The organism is Microbacterium sp. EG9, from assembly GCF_059759475.1.
Window position 1 is genome coordinate 1933109 of the sequence record NZ_CM186217.1, and the last position, 21774, is coordinate 1954882.

Below are 21774 nucleotides of genomic sequence, written 5' to 3' on the forward strand. Positions count from 1 at the left end.
TCGTTATGGAAGGCGTCCATGTTTCATCGAGTCCTCTCCCCCTCCGCCGAGCTGCGACCTCTGGAGCTCTGGCACGCCGACGAGTTCGCCGCGCACATGGAGCGGGCGCGCGAGCACATCCGCCCCTGGGTGGGCGCCTCGTTCGTCACGGACACCGTCGAGGGCGCCCGCGCCACACTGCACCGCTACGCAGCGAGTGCGGCCGACGACGGCGCGCGGCTGTTCGGCATCTGGGCGGACGGGCGGCTGGTCGGCGGCGTGATGTTCGTCGCCTTCAGCGCCGCCGCCGGCCACTGCGAGATCGGATGCTGGCTCGAGCCCGCGGCCGAGGGGCGGGGACTGGTGACCGCGGCATCCCGGGTGCTCGTCGAGTACGCGCTGCGCGAGCGCGGCCTGAACCGCGTCGAATGGCGCTGCCGGGCCGACAACGAGCGCAGCGCCGCGGTCGCGCGACGGCTGGGGATGACGCTGGACGGTACCCTGCGCGGCGCCTGGCTCAACGGCGGGGTGTTCCACGACAAGCAGGTGTGGGCACTGGTGCGCGAGGACCTCGCCCCGGCGTGACCCCGCCCGCCGGGCACGTGCGGCCATCTCCGGAGCGCCGCGCTCGCCCGCGCTCGATCCGCGCAGGAGCGGGTCGTCAGCGTTCGTCGGCGACGATCTCTGCTTTGGCTCCCGCGGAGTCCTCCAGCCAGCCCGCGTAGTGATCCGGTCCGCCCAGCAGCCAGCCCCACTCGCGACGCGCTCGCGGAAGGTCTGCGACCCACAGTTCGACGTGATGAAAGCCCGGCACGGTCTCACTCTGCCGCCGTCGCCGGAGCGAGCGCCGCAGGCGGGACGCGGCGCGCGCGATCGGCGATCTCCGCGGCCAGCTCGACCTCGACACCCTCGGGCGCGGCGTAGTCCACGTGGAGCGCGCCCTCGGCATCCCGTTCCCAGTGCACGCCGATGGTGCCCCGCGGCGTGTCGATCGAGGTGCGCGCCCAGGCGAGGCCGGCGGGCGGACGCGGGTCGACCCGCACCCGCGCCCACCCCGGGGCGAGGGAAGCGAGCCCGCCGACGACGCGGTGCATCCAGTCGGCGACGGCGCCGAACGCGTAGTGGTTGAAGCTCGTCATCTCCCCCGGGTTGACCGTCCCGTCGGGAAGGAGCGCGTCCCACCGCTCCCACACGGTGGTGGCTCCGAGGTCGACCGGGGCGAGCCACCCCGGCGTCTCGCGGTTGACGAGCAGCGCCAGCGCGTCGTCGAGATGACCGGTCGCCGTGAGGGCGTCGCACAGGTAGGGGGCACCGGCGAAACCGGCGATGACGCGGTGTCCCGACGCGCGGACGAGCTCGGCCAGCCGCTGCCCGGCCTTCGCGGCATCCGCCCCGTCGAGCACCTCGCAGACGATCGCGAGCGCATACACGGCGGGCGCATCCGAGCGCAGCCGCCCGCCGGGCTCGGCGTACGCCCGCCGGAAGTCGTCGCGCAGCCGCCGGGCGCGGGCCGCCCACCGCCTCTCGTCGTCGGGACGGCCGAGCACGCTCGCGGCGCGGGACAGCATCAGGATGCTGCGGTGCAGCGCGGCCGTCGCGACGGCGCCCGGGTCGGCGATCGCCGCGAACGGGTCGTCGGGCGGAGCCGTGGGATCGAGCCAGTCCCCGAACTGGAAGTCGTCGCGCCAGACCCCGTCGGCGGAGAGCCGGCCGAGCACCCGTTCGACGTGCGCGGTCATGCTCGCCCAGCTCTCCGCGAGCACGGCGGGCTCGCCCGACGACTCCCACAGCGCCCACGGCACCCACACCGCCGCGTCGCTCCAGACGCCCACCGCCTCCGGCGGCTCCCCCGCGCGCACGCTCCACCCCGGCAGCGCATCGGGCACGACATAGGGCACCCGCCCGTCGGCATCGTCCTGCTCGCACCGAAGATCGGTGAGCCATTCCCGGAGGAACCCGTCCATGTCGAAGAGGAAGCAGGCGGTGGGGGCGAACACGGCGATGTCGCCCGTCCATCCCAGGCGCTCGTCCCGCTGGGGGCAATCGGTGGGGATGCCGACGGTGTTGCCGCGCAGACTCCACACCACGTTGCGGTGGAAGCGGTCGAGCACCGGATCGGAGCAGGCGAAGCGTCCGGTGCGGCGCAGGTCGCTGCCGATGACGACGGCCTCCACGTCGCCCTCCACCGCGTGCCATCCCTGGATGCGCGCGTAGCGGAAGCCGTGGAAGGTGAAGGCGGGCTCGACGTCGTCGTCGCCGCCGGACAGCACCACGACGTCCTCGGCGCGGGCGCTGCGCAGCGGGCGGCGGGCGAGCTCTCCGCGTTCGAGCACTTCGGCGTGCTGCACGGTGAGCCGATGGCCGCGCGGCCCCCGGACCCTCATCCGCAGCCGGCCCACCAGGTTCTGTCCGAAGTCGAAGATCGTGCCGCCGCGGCCGTCGCTCCACGCCGAGATGGGGGCGACGCGCGCGGTCCGCACGATCGGGGGCCCCGCGAACGGCACGAGCCGGGAGCGGTCGAGGTGGTCCACGACGACCGGATGCGCAGCGCCGCGGCGCGTGCGCAGATCGAGGTGCTCACCGTCGTACAGGTCGTCGGCGAGCGTCGCCGTACAGACCGTCCGCCAGGTGTCGTCGGTGACGAGACGGTGCGACGAGCCGTCGTCGAAACGCAGGGTCAGCGCGGCGGCGACACCCGGCCGATCGCCGTAGAGCGCGCGGGCTCCCCTCCATCCGAGGCGACCGCAGTACCAGCCGTTGCCGGCACGCAGCTCGATCTCGTGGGAGCGCCCGGGGCCCAGCTGCGCGGTGACGTCGTAGGTCGCCACGCGCAGCCGGTGGCGGTACGCCGTCCACCCCGGCAGGAGCACGTCGGCGGTCACGAGCCGTCCGTCCAGCAGCGGCTCGACCAGACCCTCGGCCGTCACCTCCAGCACCGCCGCGGTCAGCGCGGCGCCGCCCGGCACCGAGAACGCGCGCACGAACCCCGGCGCACCGCGCCATCCCTCCGGCGCGCGGAGCACGCTCGCACCCTCCAGCATCCTTCTTCCTCCTGCCTCTCCTCGACGGGCACCACCCCCGAGAACGGACCCCGCGTCGCCCAGGACGGCGAACGACGCGGAGCCCGCTCTGCGGATGCGGGGACTCAGCCGATCGTGATGTCGCCGATCTGCACGCCCCACGATGACACGAGCCCGAACCGGACCTCGACGGCACGCGTGCCGGCCGGCAGCGCCGCACTGGTGATCGTGCGTTTGGTCCACCCGTTGGTCGTGGCCGTGGCCGCCGTCGCGGTGAAGGCCACCGTCGTGGCGGTGCCCGAGCCGTCGAGGGCGACGATCGTGAACGCGCTCGGCCCCTGGTTGAAGTAGAAGGTCGAGAGGGTCACGGTCTTGCCGGGCGCCGCATCCCAGCGCACCCAGCCGGGCTGGTCGTCGCTGCGCTTGATGCGCGAGGTGTCGCCGGCCATGTTGGATGCCGGAGCGGTCGTGTCGAGCATGATGTTCGCCGAGCGCGCCGTGCTGATGCTCCAGTCGTTGACCGGGTCGAAGAGCGCCGGGGCGACGGCGGGCGGCGCGGCCTCGTGGAACCCGCGAGAGGGCGCCGCGGTCGTCGACAGCGCGTTGCCGAAGAAGTCGCGCAACCCGTTGGGGCTCACGACCTGCCCGGTGGAGATCGCCGGCGAGGTCGACAGGAGCTTGTAGGCGTCGGCGACGGCGAACCCGTTGCCGGTGGTGCCCGCCGCGACGAACCGCGGGTCGGCGGTGATCTTCGTGGCATCGGCCGGCTCGCTGGCGGGATGGTTGCCCGAGAACACGTTCGAGGCGAACGTCGCGTTCGTGCCCATGCCGGGGTACGTGTACGACCCGGTGCCGTGGTTGTCGACGATGTTGTTCACGAACGACCACTGGCCCGGCGTCGATGAGGCGCAGGCCCCGGCGTCGCCGTCGCAGTAGATGGGGTTCGCGGGCGATCCGGCGGGGATGTAGACGGTGTTGTTGTAGATCTTCACCGGTCCCGGCACGCCCCACGAGAAGGTGAAGACGCCCTTCACTCCTCCCCAGGCGTCGTTGACCGACAGGTTGTCACGCACCACCACGTCACTCGAGTATCCGCCCATCAGGAGCAGGAAGCCGCCCTCGTTGTCGTGCGAGTAGTTGTACTGCACGCGGGTGTTCTTGCTGCCCATGTCGACGTCGAAGCCCTGACCGTCGGTGCCGTGGGTGCGGGTGCCCGACACCTCGTTGAACTGCACGAGCGTGTTCATACCGCGCGTGGGCCACAGTCCCGCCGACGCCGGCATGTTGCCCGCATCGGTGGTGCGCTGGCCCGCCCCGCGGACGACGTTGTACTCCAGCACGGCGCCGTCGGTTCCGAAGGCGAGGATGCCGTCGCTGTCGGGGTCGATCACGGTGTTGCCGCGGATGCGGACGTTCGAGGTGAGGGCGGACTGCACGATCACCGTCATGTCGGTGGTGAAGTAGCTGGCGTCCCACACGACGATGCCGGTGCGGCCGACGTCGTGCACGGTGTTGTTCTCGATGAGCACCCCGTCGAAGCTCGCGCCGAGCTGGGTGGTGTCCACGACGATCCCGCCGTTGTCGTGCGCGTCGATGTCGGCGCAGTGGAAGCATCCGTTGACGTCGCTGACGACGTTGCTGCGGATCACGATCCCGCGCTGCAGGGTGTTCGCGACGGTGTTGCGCACCAGGATGCCGGAGCGGGGCGTGCCGCCCGTGGGATCGCCGAAGTTGTCGGTGCCGGAGTCGTTCGACACGTCGAGGTTCTGGATCGTCCACCAGCTCTGGTTCTGCAGCTGGACGGTGCCGCCCGACGCGAGCGACGCGCCGCTGAGGTGCGGCAGCGCGCCCGAGCCGTAGGCGGAGACCGTGATGGGGGCGGACGCCGTGCCCGACCCCTGCGGAGCGAGCTGTCCCGTCCAGGTGCCGCCGCGCGCGAGCAGGATGCTGTCGCCGGCGGCGAAGGTGTGCGCGTTCACCGGAGCGAGCGACTTCCACGCGGTGGCCGGGCTGGTGCCGGCGGCGGCGTCGCTGCCGTTCGCACTGTCGACGTAGTACGCGGTGGGGGCGGCCTGGGCGGGCTCGGCCGCCAGCACGCCCCCTGCGGTCGCGAGCACGACGGCGAGCGCAGTGGCCAGCGCGCGGCGGCGCGACCTGGGGCGGCGGCCCTCCGGTCGCGACATGGGCTGTTCGGTCATGGACCAATCTCCTCTCTCGTCCGCACGCACCGTTGCGCGCGGGAGCTTCGTGGCGGCGGGGCCGCATCGGTGGCGGGGGGGTCGACGGCGGCGGGTCTCAGTCCTTCATCCCCGCGGAGAGCCCGGCGCTGGCCAGGAGGGGACGCTGGAAGACCAGGAACAGCCCGATGGGGATCAGCGCCGAGACGACGAGGATCGCGAAGAAGGTCGTCAGGTCGTTCGTGCGCTCCAGCATCGGCAATGCGACCGAGATGGGCCGCACTTTCGGGTCGGTGAGCACCAGCGAGGGCCACAGGTAGTCCTTCCACGCGCCGATCGCGGCCAGCAGGGCGACCACACCGAGGATGGGCCGCGCCGCCGGCAGCACGACGCTCAACAGGATGCGCAGCGGCCCGGCGCCGTCGATCTCGGCCGCCTCGATGAGCTCGCGCGGGATGCCGCGGAGGTACCCGGTGACCAGCAGCACCGCGAACGCGTTGGCGCCCGCGGGCAGCCACACCGCCCAGAAGGTGTTCTGCAGCGAGATGCCGGTGCCGAACAGGTCGACCACCGTGAGGTAGAGCGGCACGAACGACACGATCGCCGGCAGGAAGACCGTCGCCAGGATGCCGGCCGACAGCAGCGGCGCCCAGCGCGGCCGCATGATCGCGATGACGTATCCCGCGCTCAGGGCCACCACGACGGTCGTGACCGCCGATCCCGCCGCCATCGCCAGCGTGTTGCCCAGCAGGCGCGCGGTGTCGACGCCGCGGAAAGCGTCGGCGTAGTGGTGCCACTCGGTCATCCGCCCGAAGACCCCGAGCGGGTCGCGCAGGACGTCGGTGGTCTCGCCGAGGGATGCCGCGACGAGCCACAGCAGCGGCCCCAACCCGGCCACGACCAGTCCGGCCAGCACGGCCGCGTGCACGCCGCGCAGCACCCACCGCGTGCGCGGGCGCCGCAGCTCCGCCGGGGTCAGCAGGCCGCCGCTCATGCCTGCCACCTCCGCGTGAGACGCAGGTAGAGCACCGACAGCACGGTGAGCGCCGCGGCCAGGAGGAGCCCGAGAGCCGTGGCCGCACCGTAGTCGGCGGAGCCGCCGAACGCGTACCGGTACATCAGCAGCAGGATCGTGAGCGTGGCGTTCTGCGGTCCGCCGGAGGTCATGAGGAAGGGCTCGGTGAACACCTGGGCCGCACCGATGAGCTGCAGCAGCAGCATGATGAGGATCATCGTGCGCATCTGGGGAAGCGTGACGTGCCAGACGCGTTGCCACACCGACGCGCCGTCGAGCGCCGCGGCCTCGTAGAGGTCGGGGCGGACGGCGGTGAGCGCGGCCAGGTAGATGAGCACGCTCGTCCCGGCCGCCGCCCACGTGGCCTGCAGCACGATCGACGGCATGGCCAGCGCGGCGTCGTTGAGCCAGGCGAACGGTCCGGCCCCGACCGTCGCCAGGATGCTGTTGAACAGCCCGGTCGGGGCGGGGTCGTACGCGAACCGCCACAGCAGGATCGCCACCACCGGCGGCACGATCACCGGGAAGTACGCCAGCGCCGCGAACAGGCCGCGGCGGCGGGCGCGGACCGTGGAGATCATGACGGCGAGGGCGAGCGGCAGGGGGAATCCGAAGACGATCGCGAGCACCGTGAACCACAGGGTGTTGCCCACCGCCTGCCCGAGCTGCGGATCGGCGAGGACGTAGGCGAAGTTGCTCCAGCCGACCCACTCGACGGCGCCCACGAACGTGGGATGCTGCACGCTCATGAGCGCGCCGCGCACGATCGGCCACCACGAGAACACGGCGAACACGACGATCGTCGGCGCGGCGACGGCGAGCGCCGCCAGGGACGTGCGGCGACGTCGGGAACGGACGGACATCGGACTCCTCGGTGCGACGGGGACGGGTGGTGGGCTCCCCCGCCGCGGCGCGGTGAGGAGTCGTGGGGGTGCGGGGCGACGGGCGGGCTCACCGCCGCCCCGCACGGATCAGCGGGACAACAGCGCCTGAGCCGTGGAGGCGGCGCCGGACACGAGCGTGGGGATGTCCGCGCCCTGGTCGGTGATGACCGCCTGCACGACCGGGTCGAGCGTCGCGTAGATGTCCTGCCCCTTCACCGGCGGCTCCGACTGCACCTTCTGCTCGGCGACCTCGTCGAGGTAGGGGCGGAAGTTCTCGATGGGGACGTTGTTCAGATCGGAGATCCACGACAGGTACTGCTCGTAGGCCGCGGCGGTCACGACGGGCAGGCCGGGGATCGCGACGGCGGAGCCCTGTGACGCGAGCGCCTGCGCGTCGGCGCGCGCGGCATCCTTGTCGGTGTACTTGCCGAGCTCGGCGAGCTGGATCCACTCGACGGCGGCCTTCGCCTGCGCCGGCGACGCGTCGGGGCGCACGATGTCGATGGTGCCGCCCGACAGGGTCGTGGGCGCGTCGCCCGCCGAGACGGTCGGCATGGCCCCGAAGCCGAAGTCGGCGCTGGGGAAGGAGAGCTGTTCGGTGAGCGGCCGGTAGGCGTCGGACTGCAGGATGAACATGCCGACCTGCTGCCCCGCGAACGCCTGCGCGAGATCGAGCGCCGCCATCAGCCCGTTGGGAGACATGCTGCCATCGGTCCAGCGCATCTCGTGCAGGAGCGTCAGCGCGTCGGTGGTGGCCGCATCGTCGAAGGTGATCTCGTCTCCGGCCTCGTTCACGAGCGACCCGCCGCGCGACGCGACCTGGGCGCCGAGCACCCAGCCGCCCTGGTTGTCGGTGGTCACCTGGGCGAAGCCGGGCACGCCCGTCTTGTCCGTGATCTGCTTCGCGGCGGCGCGCACCTCGTCCCACGTGGTGGGCGGGGCGGCGGGGTCGAGGCCGGCCTTCTCGAAGAGGGCACGGTTGTAGACGAGTCCCATCGCGTAGGCCATGGTCGGCACGCCGTACTTCTTGCCGTCGGCGGAGACGAGGTCGACCAGCTGGGGGTTCAGCAGGTCGGTGACCCCGAGCTGGTCGACGGCGTCGGTCAGGTCGGCGACCTGCTTGCGCTCGATCAGTCCGCGGATCTCGGTGAAGGGCACGCCCATCACCGTCGGCAGGTCTCCGGCGGCCAGCCGTGCGGAGAAGGTCTGCGCGTCCCAGCCGTCCTCGGTGGTCGTGACGACGTAGTTCGGATGCTGCGACTTGAACGTCTCCACGAGGGAGTTGAACAGGGCGAGGCGGGCGGTCTCGGTCGCGGCGGGCTGATTGCCGATGACGATCTCGACGGGTCCGGCGGACTCGGCCGGGGTGGAGCCGGCGCCGCAGGCGGTGAGCCCGCCGACGGTCAGGGCCGTCATCGCCGCGAGCGCGGCGGCTTTCGCCCACGGGCGGGAGCGGAGTGGTCTCTTCATCGAAACTTCTCTTTCTGAGTCGGATTGCAGGCGACTCGGTGCGTGATGTACTTTGGTCGGGCCAGATGCCAAAGCGCTTTTGCACATTAGCCCGAGGGTGGCGGCGGACGCAAGACCGCAATCCGAAATCCGTGACACCCGCTGAGAGACGAGGACGACGCCGTGCTCACCCGTATCCCCACCGACGCCGTCTGGCAGCTCCGCGGAGCGTCGGGCCCCCTCCCCGACCACGTCGTCGGCCGCACCTTCGACGCCCCGGTGCCGGGCGACGTGCACATGGCGCTGCGCGACGCGCAGGCCATCGCCGACCCGTTCGACGACGACAACGAGCACCGGCTCACGTGGATCGGCGAAGCGGACTGGGAGTACCGCACCCGACTCCCCGCCGTGACGGGCACCCCCGAGCGGATCGAGGTCGTGTTCCACGGCGTCGACACCCACGCGGACATCCTCATCGACGGCGACCCCCGCGCGCGCCTGTCGAACATGCACCGCACCTGGCGCGTCGCCGCGCCCGAGCTCGCCGAGGGCCCCGCCGAGCTGCGCGTCGCCCTGCGCTCGCCGGTCGCCGCCGCGGAGGCGGAACGCGACCGGCTCGGAGCGCGCTGGACCGTCTTCAGCACGCTGTCGCCCTTCATCCGCAAGAACGCGTGCGCGTTCGGCTGGGACTGGGGGCCGGCCCTGCCCGGGTCGGGCATCTGGCGCACCGTCGAGGTCGAGGCGTGGTCGACCGCCCGGCTCAGCGCCGTGCGGCCCACGTCGCGCCTCGCGGGCGACGACGGCGTGATCTCGCTCGACATCGAGCTGGAGCGCACCGCCGAGTCCGGGCGGCAGAGCGACCTCGGCGTGCTCGTCGAGGTCGGGGGCGCCCGCACCTGGATCGCCGCGCCCGCGCACTCCGACCGCCTCCGGGGCGAGCTCGTCGTGCCGCACCCCGCCCGCTGGTGGCCGACCGGCATGGGGGCGCCCGCGCTGCACGAGCTCACCGTGACGCTCGTCGACGCGCACGGCACCGCACTGGACGTCTGGACGCGGCGGATCGGGTTCCGCGATCTCGTGGTCGATCAGACCGAGGATGCAGAGGGTCGCAGCTTCGGCCTGACGGTCAACGGGGTGCCGATGTTCGTCCGGGGCTTCAACTGGATCCCCGACGACACCTCGCCCGCCCGCGTCACGAGCCGGGACATCCGCCGTCGGATCGCCGAGACGCTCGACCTCGGCGCGAACCTGCTGCGCGTGTGGGGCGGCGGCGTGTTCGAGTCGGACGAGTTCTACACCGCGTGCGACGAGGCCGGCATCCTCGTGTGGCAGGACTTCCTCTTCGCCTGCGCGGCGTATCCCGAGGAGGAGCCCTTCGCCGGCGAGGTCGAGGCGGAGGCGCGCGAGAACATCACCCGGCTGATGCCGCACCCCAGCCTCGCTCTCTGGAACGGCAACAACGAGAACCTGTGGTTCTGGTTCCTGCACGACTGGGAGCACGTGCTGGGCGGCGCGAGCTGGGGCGAGACGTTCTACGTCGACCTCCTCCCCCGACTCGTCGCCGAGCTCGACCCCTCGCGGGCCTATCTCGTGGGCAGCCCGTCGTCGGGCGGACGGTGGGACGATCCCAACGATCCCTCCCGCGGCGTGGTGCACTGGTGGATCCCCGACGACTACCGCGCCTACGACGACGTGCGCCCGCGGTTCGTCTCGGAGTTCGGGTTCCAGGGACCCCCGGCCCGCGCGACCTTCGACGCGGTCGTCCACGACGAGCGGCCGGCACCCTTCTCGGCGGGGACCATCCAGCGCCAGAAGGCGGCCGGCGGCACGGAGCGCATCAACGACGTGCTCGACGCCCATTTCGGCGTGCCGACCGACTTCGACGAGTGGTACTGGCTCGCCCAGCTCGATCAGGCGCGCGCCGTGCGCTACGGCGTCGAGCGGTTCCGCACTCTCGAGCCCTTCTGCCGCGGCACGATCGTGTGGCAGCTGAACGACTGCTGGCCCGCGCTCTCGTGGTCGATGATCGACATCGCCGACCGCTACAAGCCGGTCGCCTACGCCGTGCGCGAGGCCTACCGCCCGCGCATCGTCGTCCTGCGACACGAGGCCGACGGACCCACCCTGTTCGCGTGCAACAGCACACCCGAGCCGTGGGACGCGGTCGTCGACGTGCAGCGTTGGACGCGCGGTGCGCCCTCGGGGCAGACCGAGGCCACCGTGCACGTGCCGGCGCACACGGCGATCGCCGTGCCGATGCACGCCCTCGCCGCCGACCTCGGTGGCGACGAGCTGCTCGTCGCGACGGTGCTCACCCCGACGGATGCCGACACCGGCGCACCCGGGGCGTCCGGCGCACCCGGCGCGTCCGGGGCGCGCGCGTCGCGGAGCGTCCTGCTCGGCGAGACGGATCGCGTCCACCCCGACCCGGAGCCGCGGTTCGACGTGGAGGTGGACGCGGTGCCCGCGGGGGTGTCGGTGCACCTCACCGCGCGCACGCTGCTGCGCGACGCCACCCTGCTCGTCGATCAGATCGACCCCGACGCGCACGCCGAGCGCACCCTCGAGACGCTGCTGCCCGGCGAGACGGTGGCGTGGACGATCCGCACCGCCGCGCCGGACGCGTTCACGCCCGCGGCGGTGCGTGCCGCGCTGCGCACCGCCCGCGCCGCGACGAGCCCGGACGCCGGCTACCGCGGTCTCGCGCAGCTGGAGGCGGAGAAGCTCGCGCGAGCGGACGCATCCTGACGGCGGCCGGGGCGTCTCACGCCCCGGCCGTCACACCGCGGCGAGCGCGTCGAGCAGAAGCGCCCACCGCGGGTCCTGGCCGGGCGGCGGAAAGGTCATCCGCTGTCCCACGAAGGCGAAGCCGGTGCGCGAGGGGGCGTGGGCGAAGGCGAGCCGGCCGCCCATGCCGGAATGACCGAACGAGCCGTCGCCGAGCATGCGGTTCAGAGCGTGCGAGATCTCGAACCCCAGCCCCCACCGCACGGTCGCGGCGGCGCCGGGAAGGCACAGCGGCTCGCGGATGCCGCCGAGCCAGTCGCGTGACACCAGGCCGACGGTGTCGTCGTCGAGCAGACGCACCCCGTCGACCGGCGCGACGCACGCCCCGTACACCCGGGCGAGGGCGCGTGCGTCCGCGACCAGACCGCCCCCGGGAACGAGCGCGCGTCGGAAGGGGAGGCCGTTGACCCGCTCGGTGCCCAGCATCCCGTCGACCCGTTCGAACAACGGGACGATCTGCACCGTGCTGCGGAAGGCGGCCGCGCAGGCCGCGCCGGTCGACTCCGGCGTACCGGCCGGCACGGGCGGCGGCACGATCGGCTCCATGAGGGCGGGGAGGTAGCGACGGTCCTCGTCTGCCGGCAGCCCGAGCCAGAGCGCCGCACCCAGCGGATCGGCGACCCGTTCGCGCAGCAGGGTCGCCGCGTCGTCCCCGGTGACGCGGCGGAGCAGCTCGGCGGCGATGACCCCGTAGCTGAGCACGTGGTAGACACGAGCGCTGCGGGGGGCGTAGTCGGGCGGCGCCGCCGCCACCCGGGCGGCGAGGGCGAGCGGATCGAGGAGGTCCTCGGGCTCGCGGATCGGCAGGGTGGGCATGCCCGCGACGTGCGTCAGGACGTCGGCGACGGTGATGCGCTCCTTGCCGGCTGCGGCGAACTCCGGCCAGTAGTGCGCGACGGGGAGCGCGGGATCGAGCGCACCGGCCTGCACCTGCTGTGCCACGAGCAGGGCCACCATGCCTTTCGCCGCGGAGAACGCCAGCGTGGCGCTCTCACGCTCCCACGCCCGCCCCGAGAGGGGGTCGGCGCCGCCCCACAGGTCGACCACCGTCTCCCCGTCGACGACGATCGAGAGCGCCGCACCGGCGGCATCGCTCTCGAGCACGCGCGCGAACGCCTCGGCCACCCCGGCATAGGCGGGATGGACGTGGCCGTGGGCCGGGGCGGTCGCGCGGGGGTGGATGCGGGGGGTCTGCGGGTCGTCCGTCACGCCGCCAGTCTACTGCCGAAGCGCTTTGGCATAAGATGGGCGGCACAAGCGCCACCGCTTGCGAGAGGATGTGCCCATGCCGCAGAGATCCGCGCGCCTGGCCGACGTCGCCCGGGCCGCAGGGGTGTCCGTGCCCACGGCCTCCCAGGTGATGAACGACACCGGGCGCGTCGCCGAGGCGACCCGACAGCGTGTCCTGGATGCCGCGCGCGACCTCGACTACCGGCCGAACGCTCTGGCCCGCAGCGTCGCCCTCGGACGCAGCCGCACCATCGGCGTGCTCGCCGAGAACGCCGCGGGCGCGTTCTGCATGCCGGTGCTGATCGGCATCAACCGCGCCCTCAGCGACCACGACCTGGCGAGCATCCTCTACGACGCGCGCCACGATCCGCAGCGGCGCCACCAGCACGTGCGGCACATGCTCGATCGGCAGGTCGACGGCATCATCGTGATCGGCGAGGGTCCCGACGTCCCGATCGCCGACATCGGCGCGAGCGACTCCCACCCCGTCGTGCACGCGTTCGGCCCGCACGAGCCCGACCGGGCGGTGAGCGTCCACCCCGACGAGCACGCCGGAGGGGCGCTGGCGGCCCGGACCCTCCTCGAGGCCGGCCGGCGGCGCATCGCCCACGTCACGGCGGCGGCCGCGTTGCCGTCGGTGCGGGAGCGCGCGGACGGCTTCACCGCAGCCGTGCACGCGGCGGGACGAGAGCCCGCGGTGATCCTGCATGGCGAGTTCAGCCGCGACTGGGGGCACCGCGCCGCCGAGCTGCTGCTCGCGCAGGCGCCCGACACCGACGCCGTCTTCGCCGGCAGCGACGCCATCGCGATCGGTCTGGCGGCGGGCCTGGAAGCCGCCGGCGTGCGGGTGCCCGACGACATCGCGATCATCGGCTACGACCACGTCGCCGGCTACGGCGAGGATGCCGACCCGTACCTCGCGTCGATCGATCCGCGGCTCACGGCCGTGGGCGAGCGCGCGGCGCAGTACCTCATCGCTGCCCTGGACGAGGACGACACCGCGGATGCCGCCCCCATCGCTCCCGCCTACGCCCCGGGGGCGACGGTCCGCGGCGGGGACGCCGCCCGCCTGCACCTGGTGGAGACGCTGCTGCGGACGGTGACCGCGCCGCCGGTGCGCGGAACCTCGTCGTCCACGCCCGACGCCGACCCGCGATGAGCGCCCTGAGCTACACGGCCCCGTTCCCCTCGGCCGATGTCGAGGTGGTCGGCGCACTCGGCTTCGCGCCGGGGAGGTACGGGGTGCGCCCGCGGCGGCTGCCGGAGTGGACGCGGCCGCAGATCCCCGACCCCGGCTTCGACTTCGTGGTGGGCATGACCTCGGGCGTGCGCGTGGCCACGTCGACCACGGCAGGCGCGATCGCCGTCGAGCTCGTCGTGATCGGGATCGCCCCCGGAGCGCCCGCAATCGTCGAGCTCGTCGTCGACGGCGAGCGCCGAGGCTCCGTCTCGGTCCCCGTCCAGGCGCAGACCCTCGTCGCCGCGGACGGGGCGCTCACCCAGGAGCGTCCCCCCGTGACGGTCTCCTTCGCCCTTCCTGCACCCGGCCGCGGCGCGCGCGCCGTCGAGGTGTGGCTGCCGCACACCACAGCCGTGGAGCTCGTGGCGCTGCGCGCCGACGCGCCTCTCGCGCCGCCCCGCGACGCCCGGCCCGTGTGGCTGCACCACGGTTCGTCCATCAGCCAGTGCGGCGAGGCCTCCGCGCCCACCCGGACGTGGCCGGCGGTGGCCGCGACGGCGGGCGCGGTGAGCCTGCGCAGCCTCGGCTTCAGCGGCAACGCCGTGGGCGATCCCTTCGTGGCACGGACGATCCGCGACCACCCCGCCGACGCCATCAGCATCGAGATCGGCGTCAATGTCGTCAACGGCGATCTCCTGCGCCGGCGCCTGTTCGAACCCGTGCTGCACGGCGTGCTCGACACGATCCGGGACGGCCACCCCGACACGCCGCTCGTCGCGATCGGGCCGATCCCCTGCCCGTCCCTGGAGCGGATGCCGGGTCCGACCGTGATCGACCCCGCGACGGGCCAGGCGGTGAGCGCCGGCGACGCGCGGGAGCTCGAGCGCGGCGGGATGAGCCTCGCGATCGTCCGCGAGGCCTGGGGGAACGTGCTGGCCGCTCGCGCCGACGACCCGCGGCTGTTCTGGCTCGACGGTCGTGCGCTGCTGCCCGACAGCGAGATCGGCGACCTCGACGACGGTCTGCATCCCAACGCGGCGGCCTACGAGCGCATGGGCGCCCGGTTCGCCGACTACGCGTTCGCGCCCGACGGCCCGTTCGCCGCCGTCGGGCAACGCCGCGCCTGAGCCCACGCGGACAGCGCACTCCGGACCTCCGGAGTGCGCTGTCGCGAGGGCGGAGCCGCGGGCTAGGCCCGGATGAAGGCGAGGATGTCGGGGTTGATGACCTCCGCGTGGGTCGTCAGCATGCCGTGGGGGTAGCCCTCGTAGATCTTGAGGGTCGAGTTCTGCAGGAGCTCGTGCTGCTTGAGCGCGGCATCCTTGTACGGCACGACCTGGTCGTCGTCGCCCTGGAGCACCAGGACGGGCACGGTGATCGACGTCAGGTCGTCGGTCTGGTCGGTCTCGGAGAAGGCCGCGATGCCGAGGTAGTGGGCCTGCGCGCTGCCGGTCATCCCCTGCCGCCACCAGTTGGCGATGACGGGCTCGGACACCGTCGCACCCTCGCGGTTGAAGCCGTAGAACGGCCCGGACGCGACCGCCTGGTAGAACTCCGCGCGGTTCGCCGCGAGCGCGCTGCGGAAACCGTCGAAGACGGAGAGCGGCGTGCCCTCGGGGTTCGCCGCGGTCTGCACCATCAGCGGCGGAACCGAGGAGACGAGCACGGCCTTGGCGACGCGCCCCTGGGGTTCGCCGTACCGGGCGACGTACCGCGCGACCTGACCGCCGCCGGTCGAATGTCCGACGTGAATCGCGTTGCGGAGGTCGAGGTGCTCGACCACGGCGCTCGCGTCGCTGGCGTAGTGGTCCATGTCGTGACCGGTGGCGATCTGCGAGGACCGTCCGTGACCACGGCGGTCGCTGGCGACGACGCGGTAGCCCGCGTTCAGGAAGAAGAGCATCTGCGCGTCCCAGTCGTCGGAGGACAGCGGCCAGCCGTGGTGGAACATGATGGGCTGGGCGTCACGGGGACCCCAGTCCTTGAAGTAGATTTCCGCGCCATCTTCCGTCGTCACAAAAGACATGGTCGACCTCCAGGGTTATGTGATCCCGAGGCGGTCTCGGGACGACGATCCGGTGTTCCCGACTGCTGATCGAGCCGGGAGCGCGTTCACGATAACGCCGGACGAGAACCGCGGCGCTCCTACTTTTGTTCAGACTCTGGGAGGGCTCCCGCAGGCCGGCCCGCCCGCGTTTCGACATCTGTCCTGTGACAGCGGGCCCGCACGCGCGTACCGTCTGGCGCAGGGGAACAACGTCCGACCGATGCGAAGAGGAGCCGACGATGGGCTACGTCGAACACCATCCGAAGAGCGTCCTCGGCGCCGGCACCGCGGCGCCGGACTTCACGCTGCACCGCACGCCGGAGGACACCGTCACCCTGTCGAGCCTTCGCGGACAGCCGGTGGTGCTCATCTTCTACCCCGCCGACTGGAGCGCGGTGTGCGGCGACGAGCTCAATGTCGTCAACGCGGCGATGCCCCTTCTCACCGCCCACGGCGCGGCGGTGTTCGGCGTCTCCGTCGACGGCGTCTGGTCGCATCGGGCCTTCGTCGCGGATCGCGGCTTCACCTTCGCCCTGCTCAGCGACTTCGAGCCGAAGGGGCAGGTGTCCCGGCGCTACGGCGCCTACGACTTCCACACCGGCACGAGCACGCGTGCGCTGTTCGTCATCGACTCCTCGGGCGTCATCGCCTGGAGCTACCTGTCGCCCATCGACGTGAACCCGGGCGTCGACGGCGTCCTCGACGCGCTCGACGCCCTGGCATCGCCCACCACGCCCTCCCCCTGAGATCGGACCCGCCATGTCCCACCTTCGCATCCCCGTCTCCGACCACGACCACAGCTTCGGCCCGCCGGACGCCCCGGTGACGCTGGTCGAGTACGGCGACTACCAGTGCCCGTACTGCGGCCAGGCCTTCCCGATCGTGAAGCAGCTGCTGCACGAGTACGACGGGAAGATCCGATTCGTCTTCCGCAACTTCCCCCTCGCGCAGATCCACCCCGAGGCCGTCGACGCCGCCTTCGTCGCGGAGTTCGCCGCGGAGCACGGCGAGTTCTGGCAGGCGCACGACCTGCTCTACGAGAACCAGATCGACCTCGGCCCTCAGCTCTATCAGCGCATCTGCGAGGCGCTCGGCCTCGCCGTCGCCGATCTGGGGAAGGCGGCCGCGGAGGACCGGTACACCGCTCGGATACGGGCCGACGAAGAGGGCGGCATCCGCAGCGGGGTCAACGGCACCCCCACCTTCTTCCTCAACGGCGCCCTCGTGGAGGCCGGCACGGCAGGACTGGCGGAGGCGATCCGGTCGGCGCTCGCCGGCCACGGAAGCGGGTCCTGACCCATGGCGCAGCGGGCCACCCCGCTCGGGCTGCCGCAGATCTCGCACGGGGCGGGGTTCTGGGTCGTCGCGAGCGCCTTCGTCCTCGTGATGGCCTACGCGACCGTCCCGACCCCGCTGTACCCGCTGTATCAGGAGCGCGACGGCTTCCCCGTCGCCGTCATCACGCTCGTCTTCGCCGCGTTCGCGGTGGGTGTCGTGCTCAGCCTGTTCCTCCTCGGGCACGTGAGCGACTGGATGGGCCGGCGAAGGATGCTGACGGTGGCGATTCTGGTCGCCGCGCTCTCCGCCGGCATGTTCCTGCTCTGGACGGAGGTTCCGGGCCTCTTGGCGGCGCGGCTCGTGAACGGGGCGAGCGTCGGAATCCTCACCGCGACGGCGACCGCCCACCTCGGCGAGCTGCGCACCCACGCCCGACCCACCGAGAGCGTCGTCGTCGCGGCGTCGGTCGCTGGCGCCGCCAATCTGGGCGGCCTGGCGCTCGGTCCGCTGATCGGCGGACTCTTCGCCGAGTTCCTCCCCGATCCGCTCGTCCTCCCGCACGCCGTGTTCCTCGTCCTGCTCATCGTCGCGGCGATCGCCGTCAGCTGCGTCCCCGAGACGGTGCCGGAGCCGGAGGAGCGTCGGCGCTATCGGCCGCAACGCATCGCCGCTCCCCCGCGCGGGCGCGCCGCGTTCGTGGCCGCCGGTTTCGGGGCGTTCGCGGGCTTCGCCCTGTTCGGGCTGTTCACCTCGCTCGCGCCCACCATCCTCATCGCGACGTTCGATCAGCACGACCACCTCCTCGCCGGCATCGCGGCGTCCTGCGTCTTCGCCGCGGCGGCGATCGGCCAAGCGGCACTCGCCGCGGTCCCGCTGCGCATCCAGCTGACCATCGCGGCCGTGTGCTGCGCGGTCGGGCTGGCATCCGTCGCCGTCGGCGCGTTCGCTCCCTCGCTCGGCGTCTTCCTGGTCGGCGGCGTCGTGTCGGGCGTCGGCGTCGGTGTGCTGTTCAAGTCCGCCATCGCCACCGCCGCGGGGCTGGCCGAGTCGGGCCGCCGCGGGGAGACCCTCGCGCTCATCTTCCTGGTGGCGTACTGCGGGCTGGCCCTTCCGGTGCTGGCGATCGGGGTGAGCCTCACCGTCGCCCCGCAGGCGATCGTGCTCCTCGTCTTCTCCGCCGCCGTGCTGGTGGCGACCGTCTCCGCGGCGCTGGTCATGCGCCGCGCGGCGGCATCCGGCGCGTGAGAGGAGCGGGCGGCTCGTCGGCGGCCGGCTCTGTCAGACTGACGGCTGTGAGAGGGAGGGCGTCGTGACCGAGCCGTCACCGTTCGGCCAGCTGCTCCGGTCGCTGCGCGTCGGGCAGAACTCGACGCTGGAGTCCCTCGCGGCCGCTTCCGGTGTGAGCGTGCGAACCATCGGCGACCTCGAGAGAGGCGCCAGCACCTCGCCCCAGCGTCGCACCGTCGAGGCACTGGCCCAGGGGCTCGGCCTGGACGTCGCCGCGCGACACGCGTTCCTCCGGGCGGCCCGCGCCCGTCCCCGCGGCGTCGACGCCGCGGAGGCGACCGGGGGCGTCTCGCCTCATCGGGTGTTCGACTTCTCCGGGCGAGAGCGCGAGATCCGTGAGGCCCTCGACATCCTCGAAGGAGAACGCGAGCCCGGCGAGAGCCGCCCGGCGCTCGTCATCAGCGGCGCCCCCGGCATCGGCAAGACGACGGGGGCCGTCGAGATCCTCGCCCGCGGCCGATCCGCCCAGGATCCCACCGTCTTCGTCGGCCTGGACGGCTTCAACGCCTCGCCGCTGACGCCCCTCCAGATCATCACCGCGATGCTCCGCCAGCTGCAGGGGACGCAGCAGAAGGCGCCCGCGGATCTCGACGTCGCCGCTCGGCAATGGCGCGCGGCCGTCGACGCCCGTCCGGTGCGCGTCCTGCTCGACAACGCCGCGAACGAGTCGCAGGTCCGCCCGATCCTCTCGATCTGCAGCGGCGAGATCGTCGTCGTGACGTCGCGCCGCAGCCTCGCCGGGCTGGAAGGAGTGCGGCGGCTGCGCTTCGGTCCTCTGCAACGCGACGAGAGCGTCTCACTCCTGCGCCGCCTCATCCCGCAGGCCGGATCCGACGACGAGGCGCTCGACGAAGTCGCCGGGTTGTGCGACGACGTCCCGCTCGCACTGCGCGTGGTGGGCAGCCGCATCGCCAGCCGGCCGGAATGGAACGTCGAGGACCTGCTGCGGCGACTGCGGACCACCGAGGACCGGTTGCGGCTGCTCGTCGCCGGCGACCTGGCGGTCGAAGCCGCCATCTCCCTCTCCTACGAAGAGCTCGACCCTCGCACGGCCGCGCTCTTCCGGTGGGTCGCGCTCATCGGCGGCAAGACCTTCGATGCGCAGCTGGCCGCCGCCGCGGTCCGCTCGACCGAGGTCGCAGAAGTGGAGTTCCGACTCGACGACCTGACCGACCTCGGGCTGCTGGAAGCGCGCGGCGGCGACCGCTATCGCCTGCACGACCTCATGCGGCTGTTCGGCCTGAACAGGCTGCGCGACGTCGTCGGTGCGGACGAGCTCGAACGGCGCCGCGCGCACATCCGCGCCTGGATCCTGGGGAGCCTGGAACGGGCGGGGGCCTGGTTCGAGCCGGAGAGGGAGCAGCACACGGCGAGCCGGGTCGGTCGCGGCTTCGTCAGCGCCGAGGCGGCGGCGCTGTGGATCCGCACGGAAGCCGAGCACTGGTGGCCGGCGTATGCGGAGGCCGCCGAGCTCGGCGAGAACGAGACGGTCGTCGACGTCGCCGACGCCCTCCACTGGTACTCCGACGTCTGGCTCTCCTGGGGGAACTGGCATCGGTTCTTCTCCCTCGCCGTGACCGCCGCGCAGAGTCTGCGAAATCCGCTGATGGAGGCGACGCATCTCGGCTACCTCGCGTGGGCCGAGATCGTGGAGGTCGGAGACCGCGAGCGCGCCGTCCTGACGGCACGCTCGGCACTCCGCGCGGCGCTCCGCGCCGGCGACGCCACGCAGGAGGGGTGGGCGAACTACTACGTGGGATGGGCGAGCTGGCTGCTCGGCCGTGTCGTCGAGGCCGCAGACGCCGCCGAGGGCGCGATCCGGGCGTTCTCACTCGCGGGCGAGAAGGTGGGACTGGAGAACGCGCGCCTGCTGACGACGATGATCATGAACACCCGCGGTGAGCACCTCGCGGCGATCGAGGAGCTGGAGTCCACGCTCGCGCGCATCCAGGCCGAACCCGAGGCCGACGGCTTCCTCACGCTCATCACGCGATACGCGGCCTATCTGGACCTCGTCGACGCGTACATCGCCGTCGGCCGCTACGACGACGGGATCCGGGCGGGCGCGATCGGCATCCAGATCGCCCGTTCGCTCAACGACGACATGCGGGTCGCCCTGATGATGCGCCGCCACATCCGCGCGCTGATCGAAGCCGGGGAGTCGGAAGCGGCGATGGCCGAGGCGGAGGAGGCGTTGCGCCTGCTCGGCCCGGGCAGCAGCGAGGCGTTCATCTTCGCCCGGTTCCGTCGAGAGATCGCGGGGATGACGGCAGGACGGACGACCGCGCGAGATGCGCCTCACAGCGGGAGCGAGTCGCCCAGCTCCTGACCGTAGCGGGCGATGGCGCGGCCCACCGGCAGCCGGTCCCGGTCGTAGGTCGCGAGCGCGTCGGCCAGGGAGAGCTCGGTGCCCAGGAGGTCCACCAGCGCCATCGCGTCTCCCGCGGCCTTGGCCGCGCCCATCGCGGTGTGCGGGCGCACGACGACGGCGGCGTCGCCGACGAGCGCGACGGACGGCGCCGCCATCCGCGGCGCGACGTAGTCGTAGAGGGCCTGCAGGAACGGTCGCGGCTCGGCCGCGACGGCATCCGCGAACGGCACCGGCAGCTCTGCCGCGGCGGCCGCGACGAGCGATTGCCGGAGGTCTGCCGGGAGGTCTCCCGGTGCGAGAGAGGCGCTCGCGGCACCGTGCCCGCACGCGACCATCAGACGTTCCAGCTCCGGAGACGGCAGCGACCGGTACCAGACCCAGTTGTACCGACGCCGCCCCGGCGCCGTCTGCCCGTCCGGTCCCGGGACCAGGTAGCCCAGCATGTGGGCGCCCGGCGCCGTGTAGAAGGCGAACCGTTCGAGCAGGATGTCCGCGGCCCGCTCCGGGAGCGCCGCCTCCGGCACGAGCCCGCGCCAGGTGAGGTAGCCGACGTAGCGGTTGTCCGACCGCTCGGGCGCGACGGCGCGTCGGACGACGGAGTTGAGACCGTCGGCGCCGACGACCATGTCGAACGGGATCGTCGTCCCGTCCTCGATGCGGACGGTCGCGTGCCGGCCGTCCGACCGCACCTCCGTGACCGCACTGCCGAGCCGGTAGCGGCCGGCGGGGATGAGCGCCCGCAGGCCGTCGTAGATGTAGTCCCACGACAGCTGGGTCTGGGGCGTCGGGTCGCGATGGAGCACCTCGCCGCGGCGGCCGAGCGTGATGCGTTCGCGCGCCTCCACGCCGGATCGCAGCACCGAAGTCAACCCCAGCCTCGCGAGGACGTCGAACAGGTCCTGCTGACCGACCAGGCCCGCGCCGCGTCGGGCCAGCCCCGCGCGGGACCGTTCGAGGACGGTGACGTCGTGACCTGCCTGATGCAGCAGGGCAGCGGTGAACAGGCCCCCGAGAGACCCGCCGATCACGCCCACCCGCAACGCCGTCCTCATCGTCCGACCTCTCCTGTG

General features: G+C 72.6%; 17 protein-coding genes. 8 read left to right on the plus strand and 9 right to left on the minus strand.

Going from position 1 to position 21774, the window contains the following annotated elements; genetic code table 11:
• Nucleotides 1–18 precede the first annotated feature (18 nt).
• The gene (locus AC6CQV_RS09135; protein WP_060960071.1) at nt 19–564 is read left to right on the plus strand and encodes a GNAT family N-acetyltransferase; all 546 of its coding nucleotides are present in this window, start codon (nt 19–21) and stop codon (nt 562–564) included.
• 76 nt (nt 565–640) lie between these two features.
• Here AC6CQV_RS09135 and AC6CQV_RS09140 read toward each other — a convergent pair whose 3' ends face one another.
• The 6 genes from AC6CQV_RS09140 to AC6CQV_RS09165 all read right to left on the minus strand — a co-directional run bounded on the left by AC6CQV_RS09140 (nt 641) and on the right by AC6CQV_RS09165 (nt 8545).
• Nucleotides 641–793: a hypothetical protein gene (locus AC6CQV_RS09140; protein WP_498259293.1), complete on the minus strand. Its 153-nt coding sequence runs from the start codon at nt 791–793 to the stop codon at nt 641–643.
• Between the two features lie 4 nt (nt 794–797).
• Nucleotides 798–3002, minus strand: a complete 2205-nt coding sequence (locus tag AC6CQV_RS09145; protein ID WP_498259294.1) for a family 78 glycoside hydrolase catalytic domain — start codon at nt 3000–3002, stop codon at nt 798–800.
• A gap of 122 nt (nt 3003–3124) precedes the next feature.
• A complete protein-coding gene (locus tag AC6CQV_RS09150) occupies nt 3125–5197 on the minus strand; it encodes a right-handed parallel beta-helix repeat-containing protein (protein ID WP_498259295.1) in 2073 nt (690 codons plus the stop codon).
• 97 nt (nt 5198–5294) lie between these two features.
• Nucleotides 5295–6170: a carbohydrate ABC transporter permease gene (locus AC6CQV_RS09155; RefSeq protein ID WP_498259296.1), complete on the minus strand. Its 876-nt coding sequence runs from the start codon at nt 6168–6170 to the stop codon at nt 5295–5297.
• Complete coding sequence (locus AC6CQV_RS09160; protein WP_101305906.1) at nt 6167–7054, minus strand: carbohydrate ABC transporter permease; 888 nt, start codon at nt 7052–7054, stop codon at nt 6167–6169. The genes AC6CQV_RS09155 and AC6CQV_RS09160 overlap by 4 nt, the downstream gene beginning before the upstream one ends.
• A 108-nt stretch (nt 7055–7162) precedes the next feature.
• A complete protein-coding gene (locus AC6CQV_RS09165; RefSeq protein ID WP_157831574.1) occupies nt 7163–8545 on the minus strand; it encodes an ABC transporter substrate-binding protein in 1383 nt (460 codons plus the stop codon).
• Between the two features lie 162 nt (nt 8546–8707).
• On the opposite strand from AC6CQV_RS09165, the gene AC6CQV_RS09170 reads away from it, so the two are divergent.
• Nucleotides 8708–11272 (plus strand): glycoside hydrolase family 2 protein, encoded by a 2565-nt coding sequence (locus tag AC6CQV_RS09170; protein ID WP_498259297.1) that lies wholly within the window; start codon nt 8708–8710, stop codon nt 11270–11272.
• A 30-nt stretch (nt 11273–11302) separates the two neighbouring features.
• Here the strand turns inward: AC6CQV_RS09170 and AC6CQV_RS09175 are convergent, their stop codons facing one another.
• Entirely contained in the window at nt 11303–12520 is a 1218-nt protein-coding gene (locus tag AC6CQV_RS09175) for a serine hydrolase domain-containing protein (RefSeq protein ID WP_191008254.1), read from the minus strand.
• A gap of 76 nt (nt 12521–12596) precedes the next feature.
• Between AC6CQV_RS09175 and AC6CQV_RS09180 the strand changes: the two genes are divergently transcribed.
• Both AC6CQV_RS09180 and AC6CQV_RS09185 read left to right on the plus strand, forming a co-directional pair.
• Nucleotides 12597–13700 carry a LacI family DNA-binding transcriptional regulator gene (locus AC6CQV_RS09180; RefSeq protein WP_191008253.1) on the plus strand — a complete coding sequence of 368 codons (1104 nt, stop codon included), beginning with the start codon at nt 12597–12599 and terminating at the stop codon, nt 13698–13700.
• Nucleotides 13697–14848, plus strand: coding sequence for a GDSL-type esterase/lipase family protein (locus tag AC6CQV_RS09185; RefSeq protein ID WP_191008252.1), 1152 nt, complete (start codon nt 13697–13699; stop codon nt 14846–14848). Before AC6CQV_RS09180 ends, AC6CQV_RS09185 begins: the two co-directional genes overlap by 4 nt.
• Before the next feature lie 62 nt (nt 14849–14910).
• Here AC6CQV_RS09185 and AC6CQV_RS09190 read toward each other — a convergent pair whose 3' ends face one another.
• Nucleotides 14911–15747 (minus strand): alpha/beta fold hydrolase, encoded by an 837-nt coding sequence (locus AC6CQV_RS09190; protein ID WP_101305900.1) that lies wholly within the window; start codon nt 15745–15747, stop codon nt 14911–14913.
• A 260-nt stretch (nt 15748–16007) separates the two neighbouring features.
• Between AC6CQV_RS09190 and AC6CQV_RS09195 the strand changes: the two genes are divergently transcribed.
• The 4 genes from AC6CQV_RS09195 (at nt 16008) to AC6CQV_RS09210 (ending at nt 20662) form a co-directional block, all read left to right on the plus strand.
• Nucleotides 16008–16514 (plus strand): redoxin domain-containing protein, encoded by a 507-nt coding sequence (locus tag AC6CQV_RS09195; protein WP_060960089.1) that lies wholly within the window; start codon nt 16008–16010, stop codon nt 16512–16514.
• 13 nt (nt 16515–16527) lie between these two features.
• Entirely contained in the window at nt 16528–17064 is a 537-nt protein-coding gene (locus AC6CQV_RS09200) for a DsbA family protein (protein WP_060960090.1), read from the plus strand.
• Nucleotides 17065–17067: 3 nt separating this feature from the next.
• On the plus strand, nt 17068–18291 hold the full coding sequence (locus AC6CQV_RS09205) for an MFS transporter (RefSeq protein WP_191008251.1): 1224 nt from the start codon (nt 17068–17070) through the stop codon (nt 18289–18291).
• A 64-nt stretch (nt 18292–18355) separates the two neighbouring features.
• Nucleotides 18356–20662 (plus strand): XRE family transcriptional regulator, encoded by a 2307-nt coding sequence (locus tag AC6CQV_RS09210; protein WP_191008250.1) that lies wholly within the window; start codon nt 18356–18358, stop codon nt 20660–20662.
• Here AC6CQV_RS09210 and AC6CQV_RS09215 read toward each other — a convergent pair.
• Nucleotides 20632–21756 (minus strand): FAD binding domain-containing protein, encoded by a 1125-nt coding sequence (locus tag AC6CQV_RS09215; protein WP_498259298.1) that lies wholly within the window; start codon nt 21754–21756, stop codon nt 20632–20634. The genes AC6CQV_RS09210 and AC6CQV_RS09215 overlap by 31 nt on opposite strands.
• Nucleotides 21757–21774: the final 18 nt, after the last annotated feature.

Coding starts and splice junctions, on each gene's coding strand:
- AC6CQV_RS09135 (WP_060960071.1), top strand. CDS start 19: ATGTTTCATCGAGTCCTCTCCCCCTCCGCCGAGCTGCGACCTCTGGAG.
- AC6CQV_RS09150 (WP_498259295.1), bottom strand. CDS start 5,197: ATGACCGAACAGCCCATGTCGCGACCGGAGGGCCGCCGCCCCAGGTCG.
- AC6CQV_RS09155 (WP_498259296.1), bottom strand. CDS start 6,170: ATGAGCGGCGGCCTGCTGACCCCGGCGGAGCTGCGGCGCCCGCGCACG.
- AC6CQV_RS09160 (WP_101305906.1), bottom strand. CDS start 7,054: ATGTCCGTCCGTTCCCGACGTCGCCGCACGTCCCTGGCGGCGCTCGCC.
- AC6CQV_RS09165 (WP_157831574.1), bottom strand. CDS start 8,545: ATGAAGAGACCACTCCGCTCCCGCCCGTGGGCGAAAGCCGCCGCGCTC.
- AC6CQV_RS09180 (WP_191008253.1), top strand. CDS start 12,597: ATGCCGCAGAGATCCGCGCGCCTGGCCGACGTCGCCCGGGCCGCAGGG.
- AC6CQV_RS09185 (WP_191008252.1), top strand. CDS start 13,697: ATGAGCGCCCTGAGCTACACGGCCCCGTTCCCCTCGGCCGATGTCGAG.
- AC6CQV_RS09190 (WP_101305900.1), bottom strand. CDS start 15,747: ATGTCTTTTGTGACGACGGAAGATGGCGCGGAAATCTACTTCAAGGAC.
- AC6CQV_RS09195 (WP_060960089.1), top strand. CDS start 16,008: ATGGGCTACGTCGAACACCATCCGAAGAGCGTCCTCGGCGCCGGCACC.
- AC6CQV_RS09200 (WP_060960090.1), top strand. CDS start 16,528: ATGTCCCACCTTCGCATCCCCGTCTCCGACCACGACCACAGCTTCGGC.
- AC6CQV_RS09205 (WP_191008251.1), top strand. CDS start 17,068: ATGGCGCAGCGGGCCACCCCGCTCGGGCTGCCGCAGATCTCGCACGGG.
- AC6CQV_RS09215 (WP_498259298.1), bottom strand. CDS start 21,756: ATGAGGACGGCGTTGCGGGTGGGCGTGATCGGCGGGTCTCTCGGGGGC.